Consider the following 21566-nt stretch of genomic DNA (forward strand, 5'->3'; position numbering starts at 1 on the left):
GCGCAGCTTATTAAGGCAAGGGACTAGACCATGCATTTCACCATTCAACGCGAAGCCCTGTTGAAACCCCTGCAACTGGTCGCAGGCGTCGTCGAACGCCGCCAGACCTTGCCGGTACTTTCCAACGTGCTGCTGGTTGTCGAAGGCCAGCAACTGTCGCTGACCGGTACCGACCTGGAAGTCGAGCTGGTCGGTCGTGTGCAGCTTGAAGAGCCGGCCGATCCGGGTTCCATCACCGTGCCAGCGCGCAAGCTGATGGACATCTGCAAGAGCCTGCCCAACGATGCGCTGATCGACATCAAGGTCGATGAGCAGAAGCTCGTGGTCAAGGCCGGGCGCAGCCGTTTCACTCTGTCGACCCTGCCCGCCAACGACTTCCCGACCGTGGAAGAAGGCCCTGGCTCGCTGACCTGCAGCCTTGAGCAAAGCAAGCTGCGCCGCTTGATCGAACGCACCAGCTTCGCCATGGCCCAGCAGGACGTGCGTTACTACCTCAACGGCATGCTGCTGGAAGTGTCTGCCGGTGTTATCCGCGCCGTTGCCACTGACGGTCACCGCCTGGCGATGTGCTCGATGCAGGCCGATATCGGTCAGCCGGATCGCCACCAGGTGATCGTACCCCGCAAAGGTATCCTGGAGTTGGCGCGCCTGCTGACCGAGCCGGACGGCAACGTCAGCATCGTGCTGGGCCAGCACCACATCCGCGCCACCACCGGGGAGTTCACCTTCACCTCGAAGCTGGTAGACGGCAAGTTCCCCGACTACGAGCGTGTGTTGCCTAAAGGCGGCGACAAACTGGTGCTGGGTGACCGCCAGGCGCTGCGCGAGGCCTTCAGCCGTACCGCGATTCTGTCCAACGAGAAGTACCGCGGCATCCGCCTGCAACTGGCCAGCGGTCAGTTGAAAATCCAGGCGAACAACCCGGAACAGGAAGAAGCGGAAGAAGAAGTGGGCGTTGATTACAACGGCGGCTCCCTGGAAATCGGCTTCAACGTCAGCTACCTGCTCGACGTGCTGGGTGTGATGACCACTGAGCAAGTACGCCTGATCCTGTCGGATTCCAACAGCAGTGCGTTGGTGCAGGAGTCCGATAACGACGATTCGGCTTACGTTGTCATGCCGATGCGTCTGTAATAATCAGCAGAAGCTAGATGTCCTTAAGTCGCGTCTCGGTCACCGCGGTGCGCAATCTGCACCCGGTGACCTTCTCCCCCTCCCCCCGAATCAATATTCTTTACGGCGCCAACGGCAGCGGCAAAACCAGTGTTCTGGAAGCCGTACACCTGCTGGGGCTTGCCCGTTCGTTTCGCAGTACCCGCCTGTTACCGGTCATCCAGTACGACCAACTGGCCTGTACGGTGTTTGGACAGGTGGAGCTGGCGGAAGGTGGGCAAAGCGCGTTGGGCATTTCACGGGACCGGCAAGGCGAGTTCCAGATCCGGATCGATGGCCAGAACGCCCGCAGCGCCGCGCAACTGGCGGAGATCCTGCCATTGCAGTTGATCAACCCGGACAGTTTCCATCTGCTGGAGGGTGCGCCGAAGATTCGCCGACAGTTCCTGGATTGGGGCGTGTTTCACGTGGAGCCGCGCTTCATGGCGACCTGGCAGCGCTTGCAGAAGGCGCTGCGCCAGAGAAACTCTTGGCTGCGACATGGTACACTTGACGCCGTTTCGCAAGCGGTTTGGGACAGGGAACTGTGCCAGGCCAGCGCTGAAATCGATGAATACCGCCGCGCTTACATCAAAGCCTTGAAACCGGTCTTCGAGCAGACCTTGAGCGAGCTGGTTGAGCTCGAGGGCCTGACGCTCAGCTATTACCGAGGCTGGGACAAGGACCGGGAATTGAGCACCGTACTGGCTGGCTCGCTGCAACGGGACCAGCAGATGGGCCATACCCAGGCTGGACCTCAACGCGCTGACTTGCGCCTCAGATTGGGCGCCCATAACGCCGCGGACATTTTGTCCCGGGGTCAGCAGAAGTTGGTGGTGTGTGCCTTGCGTATTGCCCAGGGGCACCTGGTCAGCCAGGCCCGTCGCGGTCAGTGTATTTATCTGGTGGATGACCTGCCGTCCGAGCTGGACGAGGCCCACCGTCGGGCGCTTTGCCGTTTGCTGGAAGACTTACGCTGCCAGGTTTTCATCACCTGTGTAGATCACGAATTATTGAGGGAAGGCTGGCAGACGGAAACGCCAGTCGCTCTGTTCCACGTGGAACAGGGCCGTATCACCCAGACCCACGACCATCGGGAGTGAAGGCATTGAGCGAAGAAAATACGTACGACTCAACGAGCATTAAAGTGCTGAAAGGCCTGGATGCCGTACGCAAACGTCCCGGTATGTACATTGGTGACACCGACGATGGCAGCGGTCTGCACCACATGGTGTTCGAGGTGGTCGACAACTCCATCGACGAAGCCCTCGCTGGCTACTGCGACGACATCAGCATCATCATCCACCCGGATGAATCCATCACCGTTCGTGACAACGGTCGGGGCATCCCGGTAGACGTGCACAAGGAAGAAGGCGTTTCCGCGGCCGAGGTCATCATGACCGTGCTGCACGCCGGCGGTAAATTCGATGACAACTCCTACAAGGTTTCCGGCGGGCTGCACGGCGTAGGTGTCTCTGTGGTCAACGCGCTGTCCGAGGAGCTGGTGCTCACCGTGCGCCGCAGCGGCAAAATCTGGGAACAGACCTACGTCCATGGTGTACCCCAGGCACCGATGGCCATCGTTGGCGACAGCGAAACCACCGGTACCCAGATCCACTTCAAGGCTTCCAGCGAAACCTTCAAGAACATCCACTTCAGTTGGGACATCCTGGCCAAGCGGATTCGTGAGCTGTCCTTCCTCAACTCCGGTGTCGGCATCGTCCTCAAGGACGAGCGCAGCGGCAAGGAAGAGCTGTTCAAGTACGAAGGTGGCCTGCGTGCATTCGTTGAATACCTGAACACCAACAAGACTGCGGTCAACCAGGTGTTCCACTTCAACATCCAGCGCGAGGACGGCATCGGCGTGGAAATCGCCCTGCAGTGGAACGACAGCTTCAACGAGAACCTGTTGTGCTTCACCAACAACATCCCGCAGCGCGATGGCGGCACCCACCTGGTGGGTTTCCGTTCGGCGTTGACGCGTAACCTGAACAACTACATCGAACAGGAAGGCCTGGCGAAGAAGCACAAAGTCGCCACCACCGGTGACGATGCCCGCGAAGGCCTGACGGCGATCATTTCGGTGAAAGTGCCGGATCCGAAGTTCAGCTCCCAGACCAAGGACAAGCTGGTGTCTTCCGAAGTGAAGACCGCGGTCGAGCAGGAAATGGGCAAGTACTTCTCCGACTTCCTGTTGGAAAACCCGAACGAAGCCAAATTGGTGGTCGGCAAGATGATCGACGCCGCGCGTGCCCGTGAAGCGGCGCGCAAGGCCCGTGAGATGACCCGCCGCAAAGGTGCCCTGGACATCGCCGGCCTGCCGGGCAAACTGGCTGACTGCCAGGAAAAGGACCCTGCCCTGTCCGAACTGTACCTCGTGGAAGGTGACTCTGCTGGCGGCTCCGCCAAGCAGGGACGCAACCGCCGGACCCAGGCCATCCTGCCCCTCAAGGGCAAGATCCTGAACGTCGAGAAGGCGCGCTTCGACAAGATGATCTCCTCGCAGGAAGTCGGCACGCTCATCACCGCGCTGGGCTGTGGCATCGGCCGCGAAGAGTACAACATCGACAAGCTGCGCTATCACAACATCATCATCATGACCGACGCCGACGTCGACGGTTCGCACATCCGTACCCTGCTGCTGACGTTCTTCTTCCGTCAGTTGCCGGAGCTGATCGAGCGCGGCTACATCTATATCGCCCAGCCGCCGCTGTACAAGGTCAAGAAAGGCAAGCAGGAGCAATACATCAAAGACGACGACGCCATGGAAGAGTACATGACGCAGTCGGCCCTGGAGGATGCGAGCCTGCACCTGAACGAAGACGCCCCGGGCATTTCCGGTGAGGCTCTCGAGCGCCTGGTCAACGACTTCCGCCTGGTGATGAAAACCCTCAAGCGCCTGTCCCGCCTGTACCCACAGGAACTGACCGAGCACTTCATCTATCTGCCTGCCGTCAGCATGGAGCAACTGTCCGATCACGCAGCGATGCAGGATTGGCTGGCCCAGTACGAAGTCCGCCTGCGCACCGTCGAGAAGTCCGGCCTGGTCTACAAAGCCAGCCTGCGTGAAGACCGCGAGCGTAACGTCTGGCTGCCGGAGGTCGAACTGATCTCCCACGGTCTGTCGAACTACGTCACCTTCAACCGCGACTTCTTCAGCAGCAACGACTACAAGACTGTTGTATCCCTCGGCGCGCAACTGAGCACGCTGCTGGATGAAGGCGCCTACATCCAGCGTGGCGAGCGCAAGAAAGCCGTCACCGAGTTCAAGGAAGCCCTTGAATGGCTGATGGCTGAAAGCACCAAGCGCCACACTATCCAGCGATACAAAGGGTTGGGTGAGATGAACCCGGATCAGTTGTGGGAAACCACCATGGACCCGGGCTCGCGCCGGATGCTGAAAGTGACCATCGAAGACGCCATTGGCGCGGACCAGATCTTCAACACCCTGATGGGTGATGCGGTCGAGCCTCGTCGTGACTTCATCGAGAGCAACGCACTGGCAGTGTCTAACCTGGATTTCTGATCCTGCGGCAGTGCTGCTACAAAAAAAGCCAACGCTCATGCGTTGGCTTTTTTTTACGCCTGAAAGCAGCGATTCCATGGCAGACCGTGCGGTCGAAAATCGGGTAACCCGGTAACACTTCGGAACAAATCCTTCATTCTCAGTCCCTTGCATATCGGCCTAGACCCCCGGCACCACGGGTTCTCAGGTTTTCTGGCGTAAAACTTGCGTGTTAAATAAACAACACATCGTTTCTTTAAATTTACAAAGAGGCGGTGGTACGAGGCGGTACGAATAAATTCAAGACCAAGGGTAGTCTCAATGAGTGGTACGCAAACTTCCAACAATCTGGAGCAAGGGCTCAAACCCCGGCATGTGACGATGCTCTCCATCGCCGGCGTGATTGGTGCCGGGCTTTTCGTAGGCTCCGGTCATGCTATCGCTGCGGCCGGTCCGGCCGTGCTGTTGGCCTACGCCGCCGCCGGTGCATTGGTGGTGTTGGTGATGCGGATGCTGGGTGAAATGGCGGTGGCTTCGCCGGACACCGGTTCGTTTTCGACTTACGCTGATCGAGCGATTGGTCATTGGGCTGGCTTCACCATCGGTTGGCTCTACTGGTGGTTCTGGGTGCTGGTGATTCCCCTGGAGGCCAACGCTGCTGCAACCATCCTGCACGCCTGGTTCCCAAATGTGGCCATCTGGGTGTTCACTCTGGTCATCACGTTGCTGCTGACGATCACCAACCTGTTCAGTGTGAAGAACTACGGAGAGTTCGAGTTCTGGTTTGCCCTGGTCAAGGTCATAGCGATCATTGGCTTCGTTGTCCTGGGCACATTGGCGATCTTCGGTCTTTTGCCCAACAGCCAAGTCAGCGGTGTTTCGCACTTGTTCGACACCCAAGGCTTCCTGCCAAACGGTATGGGCGCAGTGTTGGGCGCGATCCTGACCACCATGTTTTCGTTCATGGGTACTGAGATCGTGACCATTGCGGCGGCCGAATCGAAGAACCCTGGGCAACAGATTTCCAAGGCCACCAATTCGGTTATCTGGCGGATCGGCTTGTTCTATCTTGTGTCGATTTTCATGGTCGTATCCCTGGTGCCATGGAATGACCCGCTGCTCGCCAGCGTGGGCTCTTACCAGACTGTGCTGGAACGCATGGGCATTCCCAACGCCAAGCTGATCGTCGATATCGTGGTGCTGGTGGCGGTGACCAGTTGCTTGAACTCGGCGCTCTACACGGCGTCGCGCATGATGTTTTCGTTGGGCAAGCGCGGTGATGCACCGGCCGTTGCCCAGCGCACCAACAAGAGCGGCACGCCTTACTGGGCGGTGATGCTTTCGACCGCTGCGGCGTTCCTGGCGGTGTTTGCCAACTACGTGGCCCCGGCGGCGGTGTTCGAGTTCCTGCTGGCCAGCTCCGGCGCCATCGCACTGCTGGTGTATCTGGTGATCGCGTTCTCGCAACTGCGCATGCGCAAGCAACGCATGGCCCGTGGGGAAAAAATCGCCTTCAGCATGTGGTTGTTCCCAGGCTTGACCTACGCGGTGATCATTTTCATCGTCGCGGCCCTGACCATCATGCTGTTCCAGGAGGCCCACCGTGTGGAGATCCTGGCGACCGGGCTGTTGAGCCTGCTGGTAGTGGTCTCCGGATTGCTGGTGCAGCGCCGCCGGATTGCAAAAACAGGAAGCCTGGTACAGGCACGCGGCTGATTTGATCGTTCCCACGCTCAGCGTGGGAATGCAGCCAGAGACGCTCTGCGTCTCAAAGAGCCGAACGCAGAGCGTCCGTTGAGGCGTTCCCACGCAGAGCGTGGGAACGATCAACCTAGCTCGCCACCGATGTTTCGCTTCCCGCCGTCACACTCTCCAACCGATACCCATACCCATAAATCGTCAACAACTGCCAACCTCGGTCCGCCGTCAGGCCCAGCTTGTTGCGTAGGCGATAGATATGGGTGTCGAGCGGACGGGACGAGGTCATTTCTTCGTGGGTCCAGAATCGCTCGTAGAAATATTCCCGGGACAGTGGGCGACCCAGGTTGGCGAACAGGCAACGGGCCAGGCGGTATTCCCGTTCGGTCAGGCTGATCGGGATACCGGCTCGGGTTACGGTCAGCTCGGCGTCGTCGAAGGCCAGGTCGTTGAACACCAGCACGTCGCTGGCCGGAGCGCGTTGCAGGTTATGACGACGCAACACCGCGGTGACCCTGGCCTTGAGCTCGTTGGGCCGGAAGGGTTTGCTCACGTAATCGTCGGCGCCGGCATTGAGCGCCTGGACGATGTCGTGTTCGCCGTCCCGGCTGGTGAGCATGATGGCGGCCGGTGGCGCATCCATGTGCTCGCGGGTCCAACGCAGCAGTGAAAGGCCGCTGATATCGGGCAGTTGCCAATCGAGGATCAGCAGGTCGAAGGTCTCCCGCCGCAGTTGCCGCAACAGGTCTTCGCCACGTTCGAAACTGTGCAGGGTCCAGGTTTGCTCACCCCTGCCGGGGATCTGTTGCAGTGTCTGTTCCACCCGGCGCAGCTCGGCCGGTTCGTCATCCAATATGGCGACACGCATGGGACGCGATTCCTTGATCTCGAAAGTAACGGACATCATCAGGGGCACGCAATCTGCCATTTTTATTGCCGTTCCCCTGTCGCAGGCTGCGACAATACCGGCTCACGGCGCAGAGGGAAAGGCAACCGCACGCCGCCCATCGAGTCCGCTATAGTCTTGGGCTTCACATCAAACAAGAAGCCACTCCTCTCTCATGTTCGGTCAGGGCATCCATGAGTCATCCGCGTCGCAGTGAAAGCCGTGAACCCACCCAGGCCCAGCGATTGTTTCGTCAGTTGGTGCGGGAATGGTTGTGGATAAGTCTGCTGCTGTTACCGGTGACGGCGCTGTTGTCGCTCAGTGTCCAATCGGCTCGCCATGGATCGAGCGTCGTATTATCGGTGTGCCTGGTAGCCTGCGTGCTGGGACTTTTACTGCTGCGCCCTCACTTGGCCCTGTGGACAATGGTGGGTGGCATGGCGGCGGCATTGTCGATCAGTGCTGTGCTGGCGTTAGAGGGCTGGTGGTGGTCGCCGCTGGCGAGTGTATTGGGCATGCTGTTTGGCTACCTGATCTGGAACTGGCGACGCCTGAGCGTAGTGCTGGCCTATTTCGGCTGGGAGCTGGCGCGCCTGGACGCGGAGCCGAAAGTGTTTCCGGAACGCCGACGCACCCCCTACACCGGCAGTGACCGCCTGCAGGGCCAGATCATGGCCCTGGAACAGGCCATGGGCAGGACCCGCGACACCCGCCGCTTCATTGCTGACGGCCTGGAATACCTGCCCGTCGCGACCATGATCAGCGATCCGCAAGGCCGGATATTGCTCGGTAACCGCAAGGCCCGGGATCTTTTCGGCCATGTCCTGGCAGGCGGCGATGTGCTGGAACAGCTTGTGCAACTGGGGTACCCAGCGCTGGAGCGTGAACCCCATCACCGGTTATCCACACTGCCCTTGGTGGAGTTTCGCGACACTCGCGAACGCAGCCTGCGCCTGGAGCGTGCCCCGCTCATGCCGGTGGACGGTGATACGCCCATTGGCTGGTTGCTGAGCCTTATCGACCTGAGCGCCGAGCGAGAAGCCGAAGAGCAGCGCAGCGTGATGTTGCGTTTTCTCTCCCACGACTTGCGTGCCCCCCACTCGGCGATCCTGGCGTTGCTCGACGTGCAGCGGCATCAGACGGGAGGAAGTAATCTGCTGTTCGATCAGATCGAGCGTCAGGTTCGTCGCGCCCTGGACCTGACCGATGGCTTCGTGCAACTGGCCAAGGCGGAATCCGAAGCGTACCAATTCCAGCCGACCCTGTTCGCCATGCTGATTCTGGATGTGCTGGACCAGGCGTTACCCATTGCCCAGGCCAAGCGCATCCAACTGACTCATGCCGTGGATGATGAAGAAGCGATGGTGAGGGTGGATCAATCCCTACTGACCCGTGCGCTGTTCAACCTGCTGGAAAATGCCATCAAGTACAGCGCGCCCGATAGCTGGATTTCGTTGGTGGTTCGCGGCGCGGAGGGTTGGTTGATCTGTGAAATCAGCGACCAGGGCAAAGGCATTGGTGTCGATGAGCTTCCCGATCTGTTCAGTCAGTATCGGCGGTTCTCGTCGGCCCACGGCGTGGATGGGATTGGCTTGGGATTGTCGATGGTCAAAGCCGTGGTGGACCGCCATGGGGGACAGATCGAATGTCACAGCGTGGTCGGTGAAGGTACGACGTTCAGCTTGCGGTTTCCCTTGCTGGGGGACGAAGCGGAAGATCGCAACCTTCTATAGAAACGGTTCCAGGCAGCGAATCGCTCAGGCGCTATAAAAAACTTATGCACCTTCAGACTGGTTTTATGTTTTTAAGAAATATGCATTAAAAACAACCAGTTACAAGATAAAAGCTGTGTCTATCGAATAAACGGTACACAGCTTATCCACAGATATCAGACAGCGAGTTGATCCGTAGCCGCCGGTGTCGTGGGGGTCGGGGGGAGCGAGCCCATGTCCCGCTGGGTCTGTTCGTTCCAGGCCTGGACCCGGTCGTTGAGGTCGGCAATGGCGCGGGGCCCACTGCCTTGGGCATACATTGGCTCGCCGATGACCACGGTGATGGTCCCTGGCGTCCTGATCCAGCCAGCCTTGGGCCAGAATTTGCCGGCATTGTGTGCAATCGGCAGTACAGGCAGATCGGCGTTCACTGCCAATGCCGAACCGCTGCGGGAAAACTTGCCGACCGTGCCATACGGCACACGGGTACCTTCCGGGAAGATCAATACCCAGACGTTGTCCTTGAGCAGCTCGTCGCCCTTCTTCGCCACTTGCTTGAGCGCAGCCTTGGGATTGTCGCGATCGATGGCAATCGGCCGCAGCATCGCCATGGCCCAGCCGAAGAACGGTACGAATAACAGTTCACGCTTGAGCACCTGGCTCAGCGGCTCGAAATAGGCCGACAGGAAGAACGTCTCCCAGGTGCTCTGATGGTTGGACTGGATCACGCAGGGCCGCTCAGGCACGTTTTCGGCGCCCTTCACTTCATAGCGAATACCCAGGAACACTTTGCTTAACCACAGTGCGCAACGGCACCAGTACACGTTGATGAAGCGGTAGCGCGCCTTGAACGGCATGAAAGGCGCGACAAAAAAACTCAGGGAGCACCACAACAAGGAACTGGTGCCCAACAGCAGGTAAAAGAGAAAAGATCTGATGGCCTGCAATATCGACATAGCGGCATTTACCGTTGCGGGCAATGCCCGCCTGTTCAAGCGCTTCCCGAACAATCCTTGATCAGGATGTCTTGGGAGCTCTAATTGTGGATAAGTTCAGCGGCAATCGCCGCCAGGTCGTCAAAAATCAGGGTGCCTACCGGTAGGGTCTTGCCCAGAGTCTTCTCGCCTTTCCCGGTTTTTACCAAAACTGGCTGACAATCGACGGCCTTGGCCGCCTCCAGGTCACCGAGGCTGTCGCCGACGAACCAGACGCCCGCCAGCGGCACAGCATAATGCTCGGCAATGGCCTTCAACATGCCCGGTTTGGGTTTGCGGCAATCGCAACCTTCATCCGGCCCATGGGGGCAATAGACGATCAGCCCGACTTCGCCGCCCTGCTCGGCCACCAGGGCGCGCAAGCGCTCATGCATGGCGTCGAGGACCGCGAGGTCATAGTAACCGCGGGCAATGCCCGACTGGTTGGTGGCAACCGCCACCGTCCAGCCGGCCTTGCTCAACTGCGCAATGGCTTCGATCGAGCCGGGGAGCGGCAACCACTCCTCCACCGATTTGATATAAGCGTCGGAGTCGTGATTGATCACCCCGTCCCGATCGAGAATCAGCAGTTTCAAGGTTTACCCCAGCAGCGAAATGTCGGCGACGCCGAGGAACAGACCCCGCAGACGCGACAGCAGTGCATAACGGTTGGCCCGTACGCTGGCGTCTTCGGCATTGACCATCACTGCCTCGAAGAACGCATCCACCGGTTCACGCAGTGCCGCCAAGCGTGCCAGGGTTTCGCTGTACTGACGTGCCGCGGCCATCGGCTGTACTGCCTGGTCTGCCTGCTGGATCGCCGAATACAGAGAGAACTCGTTGGCGTTGTCGAAGTATTTGGCTTCGACGGTGGCCGCGATATTGCCTTCGGCCTTGCTCAACAGGTTCGACACACGCTTGTTCACCGCGGCCAATGCTGCCGCTTCCGGCAGTTTGCGGAAGGCCTGGACGGCTTGCACGCGCTGGTCGAAGTCCAGGGCCGAACCCGGCTTCAGGGCGCGCACCGACAGGTAGGTGGCGACGTCGACGCCTTCATCTTCATAACGCGCGCGCAGGCGGTCGAAGATGAACTCCAGCACCGCATCGGCCAGGCCGGCGGCCTTGACCTTGCTGCCGAACGCGTTGACGGTGAAGGCCACCGCGTCGTTCAGGTCCAGGTCCAGCTGCTTGTCGATGAGGATCCGCAACACACCCAGCGCCGCGCGACGCAGGGCATAGGGGTCCTTGCTGCCGGTGGGCAGCATGCCGATGCCGAAGATGCCGACCAGGGTGTCGAGCTTGTCGGCGATGGCCACGGCCGCACCGGTCAGGGTGGTCGGCAGTTCGGCGCCGGCGCCGCGGGGCATGTACTGCTCGTTCAGCGCCAGGGCGACGTCCTGCGGCTCACCGTCGTTGAGGGCATAGTAGTAACCGGCGATACCTTGCATCTCCGGGAACTCACCGACCATCTCGGTGGACAGGTCGCATTTGGACAGGATGCCGGCACGAGCCGCGCGCTGGGCGTCGCCGCCGATGCGTGGGGCAATGAAGGCCGCCAACTTCGAAACGCGCTCGGCCTTGTCGTAGACGCTGCCGAGTTTTTCCTGGAACACCACATTTTTCAGGCGTTCGTTGAAGCTTTCCAGCGGTTGCTTCTTGTCTTGCTTGAAGAAGAATTCGGCGTCGGTCAGGCGCGGGCGAACGACTTTTTCGTTACCGGCGATGATCTGCTGCGGGTCCTTGCTTTCGATGTTGGCAACCGTGATGAAGCGCGGCAGCAACTTGCCGTCGGCGTCCAGCAGGCAGAAATACTTCTGGTTGTCCTGCATGGTGGTGATCAGCGCTTCCTGCGGCACTTCAAGGAAACGTTCCTCGAACGAGCACACCAGCGGCACCGGCCATTCCACCAGCGCGGTCACTTCGTCCAGCAGGCTTGGTGGCACGATGGCGGTGCCTTCCTGGCGGGTGGCCAGCTCTTCGGTGCGCTTGCTGATCAGCTCGCGGCGCTCGTTGGCATCGGCCAGCACGTAGGCGGCACGCAGGTCGGCCAGGTAGTTGGCCGGCGAGGTGATGCGTACGCTTTCCGGATGATGGAAGCGGTGACCGCGAGAATCGCGACCGGCCTTCTGGGCCAGGATCGTGCAGTCAATGACCTGGTCGCCGAGCAGCATGACCAGCCATTGGGTCGGACGGACGAACTCTTCCTTGCGCGCGGCCCAGCGCATGCGCTTGGGAATCGGCAAGTCATTGAGGGAGTCTTCGACGATGGTCGGCAGCAGGCTGGCAGTCGGCTTGCCCTTGATGCTCTGGCTATAGCGCAGCTTCGGGCCGCTCTGGTCGATTTCGCTCAGGTCCACGCCACACTTCTTGGCGAAGCCCAGGGCAGCCTGGGTCGGATTGCCATCGGCGTCGAACGCGGCCTGGCGTGGCGGGCCGTCGAGGTTGATGCTGCGGTCCGGCTGCTGGGTCGCCAGGCCGGTGATCAACACGGCCAGGCGGCGCGGCGCGGCGTAGACGTGCTTGGTTTCGAAGTTCAGGCCGGCAGTTTGCAGGCCTTTTTCGATACCGGCCAGGAACGCATCGGCCAGGGTATTCAGGGCTTTGGGTGGCAGTTCCTCGGTGCCCAGTTCAACCAGAAAATCTTGAGCACTCATTGTGCAGCCTCCAGCTTAGCCAACACTTCATCACGCAGGTCCGGGGTCGCCATCGGGAAGCCCAGCTTGGCACGGGCCATCAGGTAGGCTTGCGCGACGGAACGCGCCAGGGTGCGTACACGCAGGATGTATTGCTGGCGCGCCGTCACGGAAATCGCCCGACGTGCGTCCAGCAGGTTGAAGGTATGGGAAGCCTTCAACACCATTTCATAGCTCGGCAACGGCAGCGGCTGGTCCAATTCGATCAGGCGCTTGGCTTCGCTTTCATAGAAATCGAACAGTTCGAACAGTTTGTCGACGTTGGCGTGTTCGAAGTTGTAGGTCGACTGTTCCACTTCGTTCTGGTGGAACACGTCGCCATAAGTCACTTTGCCGAACGGGCCGTCGGCCCATACCAGGTCGTAGACCGAATCCACGCCTTGCAGGTACATGGCCAGGCGTTCCAGGCCGTAGGTGATCTCGCCGGTGACCGGGTAGCACTCGATGCCGCCGGCCTGCTGGAAGTAAGTGAACTGAGTCACTTCCATGCCGTTGAGCCAGACTTCCCAGCCCAGGCCCCAGGCGCCCAGGGTCGGCGATTCCCAGTTGTCTTCGACGAAACGGATGTCATGCACCAGCGGGTCGAGGCCCACGCGCTTGAGGGAGCCCAGGTACAGTTCCTGGAAGTTTTCCGGGTTCGGCTTCAGGACCACCTGGAACTGGTAGTAGTGCTGCAGACGGTTCGGGTTTTCGCCGTAGCGGCCGTCAGTCGGGCGGCGGCTGGGCTGCACGTAGGCGGCGTTCCAGGTTTCCGGGCCGATGGCACGCAGAAACGTGGCAGTGTGGAAAGTGCCGGCGCCTACTTCCATATCGTAGGGCTGAAGTACCACGCAACCTTGCTCGGCCCAGTATTGCTGGAGGGCGAGGATCAAGTCTTGGAAGGTACGCACGGCTGGCGTAGGCTGGCTCACGAAATTCACCTGTTTCTTGGGCTGCGATTTAAAGAGCGGGAGTATACCCGATTCGTTCGTGCGCACGCCCCCTGGAGCCTTATGCCACGCTGCTTTTGGTGTTCCGAAGATCCGCTGTACATGGCCTATCACGATCAGGAGTGGGGGACGCCGCTGCGCGATGCGCAGGGTTTGTTCGAGTTGCTTTTGCTCGAAGGGTTCCAGGCCGGGCTGTCCTGGATCACCGTGCTGCGCAAACGCGCCCGTTACCGCGAGGTGTTGTACAACTTCGACGTACAGCGGGTGGCGCAGATGAGCGATGCCGAAATCGAGGACCTGATGCAGGACCCCGGCATCATCCGCAACCGCCTCAAGCTCAAGGCTGCGCGCCGCAACGCCCAGGCCTGGCTGGCCCTGGAAGACCCGGTGGCGTTCCTCTGGTCGTTCGTCGGCGACAGGCCCCTTATCAACCATTTCAAGGACCGCACCGAAGTGCCGGCCATCACTCCCGAAGCCGTGCAGATGAGCAAGGGCCTGAAAAAGGCCGGCTTCACCTTCGTCGGGCCGACCATTTGCTACGCCTTCATGCAGGCCTCGGGGATGGTCATGGACCACACCCAGGACTGCGACCGCTACGCCGAGCTGGCAAACGGCGGTTAGAATAGCCGGCTCGCAACACGCCCATGAATTCAGGAGTGACCTGTGGATAAGTTGAAAGGCGCCTTGCTGGTCGGCGCTCTGCGGTTATTTGCGCTGCTGCCTTGGCGGGCGGTGCAAGCGGTGGGGTCGGCCATCGGCTGGCTCATGTGGAAACTGCCCAACCGCTCCCGCGACGTGGTGCGGATCAACCTCGCCAAGTGCTTTCCCGAGATGGACCCGGCCGAGCGCGAACGCTTGGTGGGCCAGAGCCTGAAGGACATCGGCAAATCCCTGACCGAAAGCGCCTGCGCCTGGATCTGGCCGGCCCAGCGCTCCATCGAACTGGTGCGCGAAGTCGAGGGCCTGGAGGTATTGAAAGAAGCCCTGGCGTCCGGCAAGGGCGTGGTGGGCATCACCAGCCACCTGGGCAACTGGGAAGTGCTCAACCACTTCTATTGCAGCCAGTGCAAACCGATCATTTTCTACCGCCCGCCCAAGCTCAAGGCGGTGGATGAACTGCTGCAAAAGCAGCGGGTACAACTGGGCAACAAGGTCGCGGCGTCCACCAAGGAAGGCATCCTCAGCGTCATCAAGGAAGTGCGCAAGGGCGGCCAGGTGGGTATCCCCGCCGACCCGGAACCGGCCGAATCCGCCGGCATCTTCGTGCCCTTCTTCGCCACCCAGGCCCTGACCAGCAAGTTCGTCCCCAACATGCTCGCCGGCGGCAAGGCCGTCGGCGTCTTCCTCCACGCGCTGCGCCTGCCGGATGGCTCCGGCTACAAAGTCATCCTCGAAGCCGCGCCAGAAGCCATGTACAGCACCGACACCGCAACCGCCTGCGCCGCCATGAGCCAAGTCGTGGAGCGCTACGTGCGGGCGTACCCGAGCCAATACATGTGGAGCATGAAACGCTTCAAGAAACGCCCGCCGGGCGAGGCACGGTGGTACTGAAGGCCTGTTGCTTCATAAGATCGGTCCCACTGGGATTTGTGGTGAATGCAGCGTCTGCTGCACCCAAGAAACTCTGTGGGAGCCGAGCTTGCTCGCGATGACGGCGACACAGTCAACATCGTGCAAGCAGACCCACCGCCATCGCGAGCAAGCTCAGCTCCCACAGGATTTGGGATGGATGCGATGTCTGTGAACCGCCCGGAAAATACTGTGGGAGCGAGCCTGCTCGCGATAGCGCCCTCACAGCCGCCGCTGAATTAACTGACTCCACCCTCCTGTGGCGAGGGAGCTTCGCAATAGCAGCCCCAACTTCCTACAGACGATCCGCCCCAGCCCTGCTTTCCAACCAAGCAGAGGCAGCCCCTGGCTCGCGAATTCCAGGCCTTACCGTCGCCTGTTTATTCTCCCAAGGCCACCCTTCCCCCAACCCACGCATCCTTGCGCCTTTGCCTACAACTACGCCAGAATCCGCCCGCTTGTGCACCCTGTCTCCGGGTTCTATTGTCTTCCTGCCACTGCTCATCAGTGGTCGGGTTTAGTAGCCCGTGGTTTCCCGCAAGATGCATGAGCTCCATTCAGGCAGGTATTTTCCATCCCTGTTCTTGATGGTGGCTGTGCGCAGGGCGCTTCGGCGCGCCGGCAATGCTGGAATCCCCGGTCTACTAACCTGCGTACAGCCGCCACCCTTCTTTTAGTAGGGAAGAGGTCGCGGCCTCACTGAGGATTCCAGCTTATGTTCAAAGTAACTCCAAACCCTCCGGAAACGGAGCAAGCCTCCCCGCGCACAAAATCCAGGACCAAAAAGCTCAATGAAGCCGCGGAGCGCGCCCTGGATTTCTATCTCTCACCCAAAGAGACGAAACCCGACGATCCCCAGCCGGGCCAGATATTCACAATCGTAAAAGACATCGACAACGAATCCCTGCTCGCCAACCTCACCGAAACCCTGGCCTCGGCTGACGCCATGGTCAACGACCTCGCCTTCGAACTGGAAGGTTCACGCCGTCATGTGGCACTCGGTATTCAGCAACTGATCGAGCTGGGTTCGTTGATGGCAAATCGGGTGCTGGATAACGTTGAGTCGCGCTAGCAGGTAGACATTCGCTCAATCAACGAAGCAAACCCGACACCGCTTGTCGGGTTTGCTTCGTTTTACTGGATTGTCGCTATCTTCAATCGTTGTACGAAGAACTCGTAAATATCGTCTCGCCAAACATCGCACAGCCCCCTGGTCCATTACTCAAGGAGTCCCTCCCATGAAAATCGACTTCACCGGCCGTTACGTTTTAGTCACCGGCTCCACCAGCGGCATCGGTTTTGCCACCGCCAAAGGCTTCCTCGAAGCCGGCGCCAATGTGGTCCTCAACGGACGCAGCGAGAGCAGCGTGCAGGACGCGTTGCAGCGCTTGGGCGAGCTTGCCTCCAAAGCCGAAGGCTTTGTGGGCGACCTCAGCAACGCGTCAGGCTGCCAGGCATTGGTCGCCAAGTACCCGCGTTTCGATGTGGTCATCAACAACCTGGGCATCTTCAAGCTGGAAGATTTCTTCGACACGCCGGACAGCGAATGGCAGCGCTTCTTCGAAACCAACGTGATGTCCGGCGTGCGTGTTTCCAGGGCCTATGCGCAGGGCATGGTCGAGCGTGGTTGGGGGCGGATTGTGTTTGTCTCGTCGGAATCCGGCGTGAATATTCCTGCCGACATGATCCACTACGGTTTCACCAAGACCGCCCAACTCTCCATTGCACGCGGCCTTGCCAAGCGCCTCGCTGGCACGGGCGTTACGGTGAACTCGGTGCTGCCCGGGCCGACGTTGTCCGAAGGGGTTGCCCAAATGCTCCAGGCCGATGTCGAGCGCACTGGGGAAAGCCTGGAAAAGGTGGCGGCGGATTTCGTCAATGAGCACCGCAGTACCTCGATCATCCAGCGCGCGGCGCGGGTCGAGGAAGTTGCCAACATGATCATCTATGCCAGCTCGGAACAGGCCTCGGCGACCACGGGGGCGGCGCTGCGTGTTGATGGGGGTGTGGTGGATAGCATCGTTTAGCAGCTCCAGTTCTATTGCCGAGGTTTCCATGAAGACTTCTAAGCGCACTCCAAAGCCGTTGCTTGCTGCTCAGTACGAAGCCGAAGCCCGCCGTCTGGCTGGTTGTGCGACGAGTATTGAGCGTCAGTTCTTGTCGGTTAGCCTCGCCAAAGGCAAGGAGCTTGAGCCTATTGGCCGAATGGCTGGCGCTAAATCCTGAACTCTGTTCACATAAAAAATCGCCAAATAGGCGGTTTTCTGGTTCCTGCACCGGGCAAATCCACCCCTACTGCGCCACTGCCACCTGATTGCGCCCCAACGCCTTAGCCCGATACAGCGCCTTATCCGCGTTATTCATCAAGCTATGCAGATCCTTATGCCCAGCCTCCGTCGACGCGACGCCGAGGCTGGCCGTTATTCCGTGAACCGGCTCGATCATCAACCCGCCAATGGTCTGGATCAGTTCTTCTGCAATCTTGATGGCGACCTCGATGGAAGTGTCCGGAAGCAAAATCGCGAACTCTTCCCCGCCCAGTCGACCGTGAATGTCCGTCGCACGAAAGGACGAGCTGATGACCACACCCATCTGGCGCAACACCTGATCCCCAACCTGATGGCCGTAGGTGTCGTTGATCTGCTTGAAATGGTCCATGTCCAGCATTACCGCACACAACCCCTGCCGATTGGTTTTACAGTCGTTATAGAGCCGTTGGGCATGTTCGAAAAAAGCCCGTCGGCTTTTCAGACCCGTCAGTTCATCGGTTTGGGCTGCGCGGGTTGAAATGCTGTTCGCCTGCTCCATCTCACGGGTCAATCGGAAAGCGGTTTCCAGTGCCTGGGACATTTTGTGTGTGGCGCGGGCGGCAAATGCCGCGAACACCACAATCGAAAGCGCCATGCCGACTTGGATCGGAAAGGGTTGAAACAGCAGCCAGGCGGTGCATGGCAACAGAACCAGGCCAATGGAGACGAGCGTCATATCGCGGTAGGCCGAATAGCAGGACACCGCGCTGACGGACATGCCGACCGTAAAGAGCATGACCAATGCCTGCACCAAGAGATCGTCTGGCGGCATGACCGCCAATGCGCCTCCCCCCCAGATGCTGGCGGACAGCACGAGGGTGATCCAGTATTTGCGCTCCCAGTGCTGAGGCGTGCGTTTGCTTTCGTCGCTGCGAACATAGGCAATGAACAACGAGACGCGCAACAACGTCGACCCGGTCAGGATGGCCAGCCACCAGAAGATAACGCTATGGTCAAAGCGATCCCAGCACAGCCAAGACAGCATGATGGCCGCGAGGTAACTGCCAAAAACCGCGGAAACCGATTGGCGAAAAAGTTGCTGTAACCGGTCAGTTCGCACCTGCTCGGCGATGAACAAACCCTGGTCATCCCGAGATCCTAGGCAACCCATATGATCCACCTGATCGTGACGCAACTTAAAAAAACGATTGTGGCACCTTGCCAGCAACGCAAACAACCGAATTACACCCATTGTAGGGCCCTTGAAGCATTACCCTGCCCTCGAACGCACTCTAGGCATGGCAAAAACCTCGGCATTCTCGGTGGTCGGCAGAATGTTGCCCTGATCCTGCAGCGTTTTTGCGACGGCAGTCAGGCTGGAATCAACCCCGACTCCTGGTAGCTCGATATCAGGTCGTCGAACAGGCCGATATCCCCCCGGGTTCGCGCAATTAACTGAGCGCCAGCAACCGCGGTGTAAATGGCAAGGGCTCGACGCTCACAGGTTGGCGTGTCGCCTGCCCCGAGATCGGCCAGTACCTGGGCCAGCCACTTCACGTTAACGTCCGCAAACGCCTTGACCTCTCGCATCACTTCTTCGGGCAGGTCCTCGGATTCGGCTGCCATGAAGCTGGACAGGCAGAGCCTGTTACCGTTCTGAAGAGACGTGCGAAAAATGGAGGGGTAGAGCTGCAGGCACCGTTTCGGATCGACATTGGTGGCGCGGATTTCTTCAAGCGCCCGCTGCACATCCTGCCAGTAGCGTTCAGCGACCGCAGCGCCCAGGCCGGCCTTGCTGGGGAAGTGGTAGTAGATGCTCGCATTCTTGATGCCGACTTCTTCGGCAATGCTGCGGAAATTGATACCGCTGTAACCGTGTAGCTGGGCGGCGGATTTGGCCGCCGCCAATATGGCTTCTCGAGCATTTTCGTTCACGTTGCCACCTCGCATCGAGATTCAAGTTCGTCAGATGCGAGGGATTCTACGCGCAGATCCGCTTACCTGCCAATTGTCAGGTAGGGGATTGACGACGTCGAAAGTTCGGTTCAGTCTTTACCTACCAACTGACAGGCAGGGAATAAATCATGACTTTTCCACAGCAACGCAGTGACGCATCGCCAACGACTTCCAAGCTGAAAATCTACGATTGGTTCAATGGCCCTTATCCCGCCCGAGTGCGCATCGCACTGGCGGAAAAGGGCTTGCTGCCAAACGTCGAGTTTGTGTCGGTCAATCTCTGGACGGGCGAGCACAAGAACCCTGAGTTCCTGGCCATCAATTACTCCGGGACACTGCCCGTGCTGGAATTGAGCGATGGGACGCGGATCGCAGAGTGCACGGCGATTACCCAATACCTGGATAGCCTGGACGGCCATCCGACGTTGACGGGCGAAACGCCTGTTGAAAAAGGCATCATCCATATGATGACCAAGCGTGCCGAAATCGAGTTTCTCGATGCCGTCAGCACGTACTTCCACCATGCCACGCCGGGCCTCGGCCCAGAGGTCGAGCTATACCAGAATGCTGAATGGGGCGGCCGGATGCGTGACAAGGCGATCCGGGGCATGCGCTATTTCGACAACCTTCTCAAAGACCAGCCCTTCGTGGCGGGCGATAAGTTTTCGATGGCCGATATTGCGGTACTGGGCGGCATGATCTTCGCCTCGCTGGTGCAGCTCCCGGTGCCTGAAGAGTGCCTGGCGCTTCGAGCATGGCACGCCAGGATGCAGGAGCGCTCCAGCGTCCAGGCATGGCGTGCCATGGTCGAGCGTGGCGCTGTGTAGCGTTGAGCCGTGATAGCAGGTGAACCGCCAAAGAAAAACCCGACGCTTTACGTCGGGTTTTTCTTTGGGTACGACTGCAAGCCCGATGTGCTCGTGGTTTACGGCTTACTCGACTTGCGACAGCTTGGCGTCGTCGCAACCGGCAGCACGGCACTCGCGCTCGACAGCCTTGAGTATGACGATACGCGCTTCGGTCTTCTCATTGGCACAGTCCAGGTAGAGCAGGCCATCGTTGGAGCAGGCGTTGTCACGAATCTTGATCCACTGGATCTGAGCGGCTTTCACCTTTTTCTTTTGATCCGGGTTCAGAGCACTCATCGTCTTCTTGTATTGATCATTGATTTCCTGATCCGACTGAACCATTTTCAACGACGCGCAATAGGTTCTGTCATAGGCGTTTCTAGGGTTATCGCAACTCATCGCGGATGCCGATGCGGATGCCATTGCCAGCAGTGCCCCAACCAACAAAGACTTGATCACTTACTTCTCTCCCTGAATGCCCTCTATTCATTAGAGGTCGTGGCGTGGAATTTATCATGAGTGCAAAAAAAACGGGCCTGCATTCCCACGCAGCCCCGTTTTTTCATCACCGATCAGATCAGAACGCCGGCAACACCGCGCCTTTGTACTTCTCCAGAATGAACGCCTTCACTTCCGGGCTATGCAACGCAGCCGCCAGCTTCTTCATCGCCTCGCTGTCCTTGTCATCCTCACGGGCTACCAGAATGTTCACGTAAGGCGAGTCGCTGCCTTCGATCACCAGCGCATCCTTGGACGGATCCAGCTTGGCTTCCAGCGCGTAGTTGGTATTGATCAGCGCCAGGTCGACCTGAGTCAGAACGCGGGGAATGGTCGCCGCTTCCAGCTCGCGGAATTTCAGGTCCTTCGTGTTCTCGGTGATGTCCTTGGTGGTCGACAGGATGTTGGCCGGATCCTTCAGCTTGATCACCCCGGCCTTCGCCAGCAGCAACAGCGCACGGCCGCCGTTGGTGGCGTCGTTCGGGATCACCACGTTGGCGCCGCCTGGCAGTTCTTCGAGCTTCTTGTACTTATTGGAATACGCGCCCAGGGGTTCCAGGTGCACACCCGTCACGCTTACCAGGTGCGTGCCCTTGGCCTTGTTGAACTCATCCAGGTACGGCTGGTGCTGGAAGAAGTTGGCGTCCAGGCGCTTCTCGGCGACCTGTACGTTCGGCTGGATGTAGTCGGTGAAGACCTTGACCTTGAGGTCCACGCCTTCTTTGGCCAATGCCGGTTTGACGAATTCGAGGATTTCCGCGTGGGGCACCGGCGTTGCCGCAACGGTCAGGGTATCGGCGTGGGCGGAAAATGCTGCGGCGGCAGCGAAGGCAACCAGTAACTTCTTCATTCAGCTAACTCCTTGTGGGGCGCCCGCTCTTGGCGCCTGCCAGCGAA

Annotated in this window: 20 protein-coding genes and 1 pseudogene; 12 read left to right on the top strand and 9 right to left on the bottom strand. The window is 59.4% G+C overall.

Going from position 1 to position 21566, the window contains the following annotated elements; translation table 11 throughout:
• Positions 1-30 precede the first annotated feature (30 nt).
• From dnaN to gabP, 4 genes are all read left to right on the top strand, one after another.
• Complete coding sequence (dnaN, locus tag ACODTO_RS14090; protein WP_139641410.1) at positions 31-1134, top strand: DNA polymerase III subunit beta; 1104 nt, start codon at positions 31-33, stop codon at positions 1132-1134.
• 17 nt (positions 1135-1151) lie between these two features.
• Entirely contained in the window at positions 1152-2255 is a 1104-nt protein-coding gene (gene recF / locus ACODTO_RS14095; RefSeq protein WP_489106599.1) for a DNA replication/repair protein RecF, read from the top strand.
• Between the two features lie 5 nt (positions 2256-2260).
• Positions 2261-4678 carry a DNA topoisomerase (ATP-hydrolyzing) subunit B gene (gyrB, locus tag ACODTO_RS14100; protein WP_139641414.1) on the top strand — a complete coding sequence of 806 codons (2418 nt, stop codon included), beginning with the start codon at positions 2261-2263 and terminating at the stop codon, positions 4676-4678.
• A gap of 300 nt (positions 4679-4978) precedes the next feature.
• Positions 4979-6373 carry a GABA permease gene (gene gabP / locus ACODTO_RS14105; protein WP_175385374.1) on the top strand — a complete coding sequence of 465 codons (1395 nt, stop codon included), beginning with the start codon at positions 4979-4981 and terminating at the stop codon, positions 6371-6373.
• A 115-nt stretch (positions 6374-6488) separates the two neighbouring features.
• Here the strand turns inward: gabP and ACODTO_RS14110 are convergent, their stop codons facing one another.
• Positions 6489-7223, bottom strand: coding sequence for a response regulator transcription factor (locus ACODTO_RS14110; protein WP_175362262.1), 735 nt, complete (start codon positions 7221-7223; stop codon positions 6489-6491).
• A 212-nt stretch (positions 7224-7435) separates the two neighbouring features.
• Between ACODTO_RS14110 and ACODTO_RS14115 the strand changes: the two are divergent.
• Together ACODTO_RS14115 and ACODTO_RS14120 are read left to right on the top strand one after the other, a co-directional pair.
• A pseudogene (locus tag ACODTO_RS14115) lies at positions 7436-7564 on the top strand (hypothetical protein); the annotation flags it as partial.
• A gap of 1038 nt (positions 7565-8602) precedes the next feature.
• Positions 8603-8974 (top strand): sensor histidine kinase, encoded by a 372-nt coding sequence (locus ACODTO_RS14120; protein ID WP_489106605.1) that lies wholly within the window; start codon positions 8603-8605, stop codon positions 8972-8974.
• 155 nt (positions 8975-9129) lie between these two features.
• Here the strand turns inward: ACODTO_RS14120 and ACODTO_RS14125 are convergent, their stop codons facing one another.
• The 4 genes from ACODTO_RS14125 to glyQ all read right to left on the bottom strand — a co-directional run bounded on the left by ACODTO_RS14125 (position 9130) and on the right by glyQ (position 13531).
• Entirely contained in the window at positions 9130-9909 is a 780-nt protein-coding gene (locus tag ACODTO_RS14125) for a lysophospholipid acyltransferase family protein (protein ID WP_139641423.1), read from the bottom strand.
• An 80-nt stretch (positions 9910-9989) separates the two neighbouring features.
• Positions 9990-10523, bottom strand: coding sequence for a D-glycero-beta-D-manno-heptose 1,7-bisphosphate 7-phosphatase (gmhB, locus tag ACODTO_RS14130; RefSeq protein ID WP_139641425.1), 534 nt, complete (start codon positions 10521-10523; stop codon positions 9990-9992).
• Positions 10524-10526: 3 nt separating this feature from the next.
• Positions 10527-12581: a glycine--tRNA ligase subunit beta gene (glyS, locus tag ACODTO_RS14135; protein WP_139641427.1), complete on the bottom strand. Its 2055-nt coding sequence runs from the start codon at positions 12579-12581 to the stop codon at positions 10527-10529.
• Positions 12578-13531, bottom strand: coding sequence for a glycine--tRNA ligase subunit alpha (gene glyQ / locus ACODTO_RS14140; RefSeq protein WP_024777767.1), 954 nt, complete (start codon positions 13529-13531; stop codon positions 12578-12580). The genes glyS and glyQ overlap by 4 nt, the downstream gene beginning before the upstream one ends.
• An 81-nt stretch (positions 13532-13612) precedes the next feature.
• Here glyQ and tag point away from each other — a divergent pair, with 81 nt between their 5' ends.
• The 5 genes from tag to ACODTO_RS14165 all read left to right on the top strand — a co-directional run bounded on the left by tag (position 13613) and on the right by ACODTO_RS14165 (position 17344).
• On the top strand, positions 13613-14170 hold the full coding sequence (tag, locus tag ACODTO_RS14145; RefSeq protein WP_139641429.1) for a DNA-3-methyladenine glycosylase I: 558 nt from the start codon (positions 13613-13615) through the stop codon (positions 14168-14170).
• Between the two features lie 42 nt (positions 14171-14212).
• Positions 14213-15100, top strand: a complete 888-nt coding sequence (locus ACODTO_RS14150) for a lysophospholipid acyltransferase (RefSeq protein WP_024777765.1) — start codon at positions 14213-14215, stop codon at positions 15098-15100.
• A 733-nt stretch (positions 15101-15833) separates the two neighbouring features.
• Complete coding sequence (locus tag ACODTO_RS14155; protein WP_489106600.1) at positions 15834-16190, top strand: DUF6124 family protein; 357 nt, start codon at positions 15834-15836, stop codon at positions 16188-16190.
• Between the two features lie 166 nt (positions 16191-16356).
• Positions 16357-17145, top strand: coding sequence for an SDR family NAD(P)-dependent oxidoreductase (locus ACODTO_RS14160; protein ID WP_139641431.1), 789 nt, complete (start codon positions 16357-16359; stop codon positions 17143-17145).
• A 28-nt stretch (positions 17146-17173) separates the two neighbouring features.
• Positions 17174-17344, top strand: coding sequence for a hypothetical protein (locus tag ACODTO_RS14165; RefSeq protein ID WP_176562970.1), 171 nt, complete (start codon positions 17174-17176; stop codon positions 17342-17344).
• 66 nt (positions 17345-17410) lie between these two features.
• Here ACODTO_RS14165 and ACODTO_RS14170 read toward each other — a convergent pair whose 3' ends face one another.
• Together ACODTO_RS14170 and ACODTO_RS14175 are read right to left on the bottom strand one after the other, a co-directional pair.
• On the bottom strand, positions 17411-18538 hold the full coding sequence (locus ACODTO_RS14170; RefSeq protein ID WP_489106606.1) for a GGDEF domain-containing protein: 1128 nt from the start codon (positions 18536-18538) through the stop codon (positions 17411-17413).
• Positions 18539-18738: 200 nt separating this feature from the next.
• Complete coding sequence (locus tag ACODTO_RS14175) at positions 18739-19302, bottom strand: TetR/AcrR family transcriptional regulator (protein WP_139641433.1); 564 nt, start codon at positions 19300-19302, stop codon at positions 18739-18741.
• Positions 19303-19451: 149 nt separating this feature from the next.
• Between ACODTO_RS14175 and ACODTO_RS14180 the strand changes: the two genes are divergently transcribed.
• Entirely contained in the window at positions 19452-20150 is a 699-nt protein-coding gene (locus ACODTO_RS14180) for a glutathione S-transferase (RefSeq protein ID WP_139641434.1), read from the top strand.
• Positions 20151-20255: 105 nt separating this feature from the next.
• Here ACODTO_RS14180 and ACODTO_RS14185 read toward each other — a convergent pair whose 3' ends face one another.
• Both ACODTO_RS14185 and ACODTO_RS14190 read right to left on the bottom strand, forming a co-directional pair.
• On the bottom strand, positions 20256-20630 hold the full coding sequence (locus ACODTO_RS14185) for a lysozyme inhibitor LprI family protein (protein WP_081993370.1): 375 nt from the start codon (positions 20628-20630) through the stop codon (positions 20256-20258).
• Positions 20631-20748: 118 nt separating this feature from the next.
• On the bottom strand, positions 20749-21519 hold the full coding sequence (locus ACODTO_RS14190; protein WP_489106601.1) for a MetQ/NlpA family ABC transporter substrate-binding protein: 771 nt from the start codon (positions 21517-21519) through the stop codon (positions 20749-20751).
• Positions 21520-21566 lie beyond the last annotated feature (47 nt).

The organism is Pseudomonas sp. FG13 (genome assembly GCF_057809755.1).

Coding starts and splice junctions, on each gene's coding strand:
- ACODTO_RS14120 (WP_489106605.1), top strand. CDS start 8,603: ATGGTGAGGGTGGATCAATCCCTACTGACCCGTGCGCTGTTCAACCTG.
- gabP (WP_175385374.1), top strand. CDS start 4,979: ATGAGTGGTACGCAAACTTCCAACAATCTGGAGCAAGGGCTCAAACCC.
- recF (WP_489106599.1), top strand. CDS start 1,152: ATGTCCTTAAGTCGCGTCTCGGTCACCGCGGTGCGCAATCTGCACCCG.
- ACODTO_RS14190 (WP_489106601.1), bottom strand. CDS start 21,519: ATGAAGAAGTTACTGGTTGCCTTCGCTGCCGCCGCAGCATTTTCCGCC.
- ACODTO_RS14155 (WP_489106600.1), top strand. CDS start 15,834: ATGTTCAAAGTAACTCCAAACCCTCCGGAAACGGAGCAAGCCTCCCCG.
- ACODTO_RS14180 (WP_139641434.1), top strand. CDS start 19,452: ATGACTTTTCCACAGCAACGCAGTGACGCATCGCCAACGACTTCCAAG.
- ACODTO_RS14165 (WP_176562970.1), top strand. CDS start 17,174: ATGAAGACTTCTAAGCGCACTCCAAAGCCGTTGCTTGCTGCTCAGTAC.
- ACODTO_RS14110 (WP_175362262.1), bottom strand. CDS start 7,223: ATGCGTGTCGCCATATTGGATGACGAACCGGCCGAGCTGCGCCGGGTG.
- tag (WP_139641429.1), top strand. CDS start 13,613: ATGCCACGCTGCTTTTGGTGTTCCGAAGATCCGCTGTACATGGCCTAT.
- dnaN (WP_139641410.1), top strand. CDS start 31: ATGCATTTCACCATTCAACGCGAAGCCCTGTTGAAACCCCTGCAACTG.
- ACODTO_RS14125 (WP_139641423.1), bottom strand. CDS start 9,909: ATGTCGATATTGCAGGCCATCAGATCTTTTCTCTTTTACCTGCTGTTG.
- ACODTO_RS14160 (WP_139641431.1), top strand. CDS start 16,357: ATGAAAATCGACTTCACCGGCCGTTACGTTTTAGTCACCGGCTCCACC.
- ACODTO_RS14170 (WP_489106606.1), bottom strand. CDS start 18,538: ATGGGTTGCCTAGGATCTCGGGATGACCAGGGTTTGTTCATCGCCGAG.
- glyS (WP_139641427.1), bottom strand. CDS start 12,581: ATGAGTGCTCAAGATTTTCTGGTTGAACTGGGCACCGAGGAACTGCCA.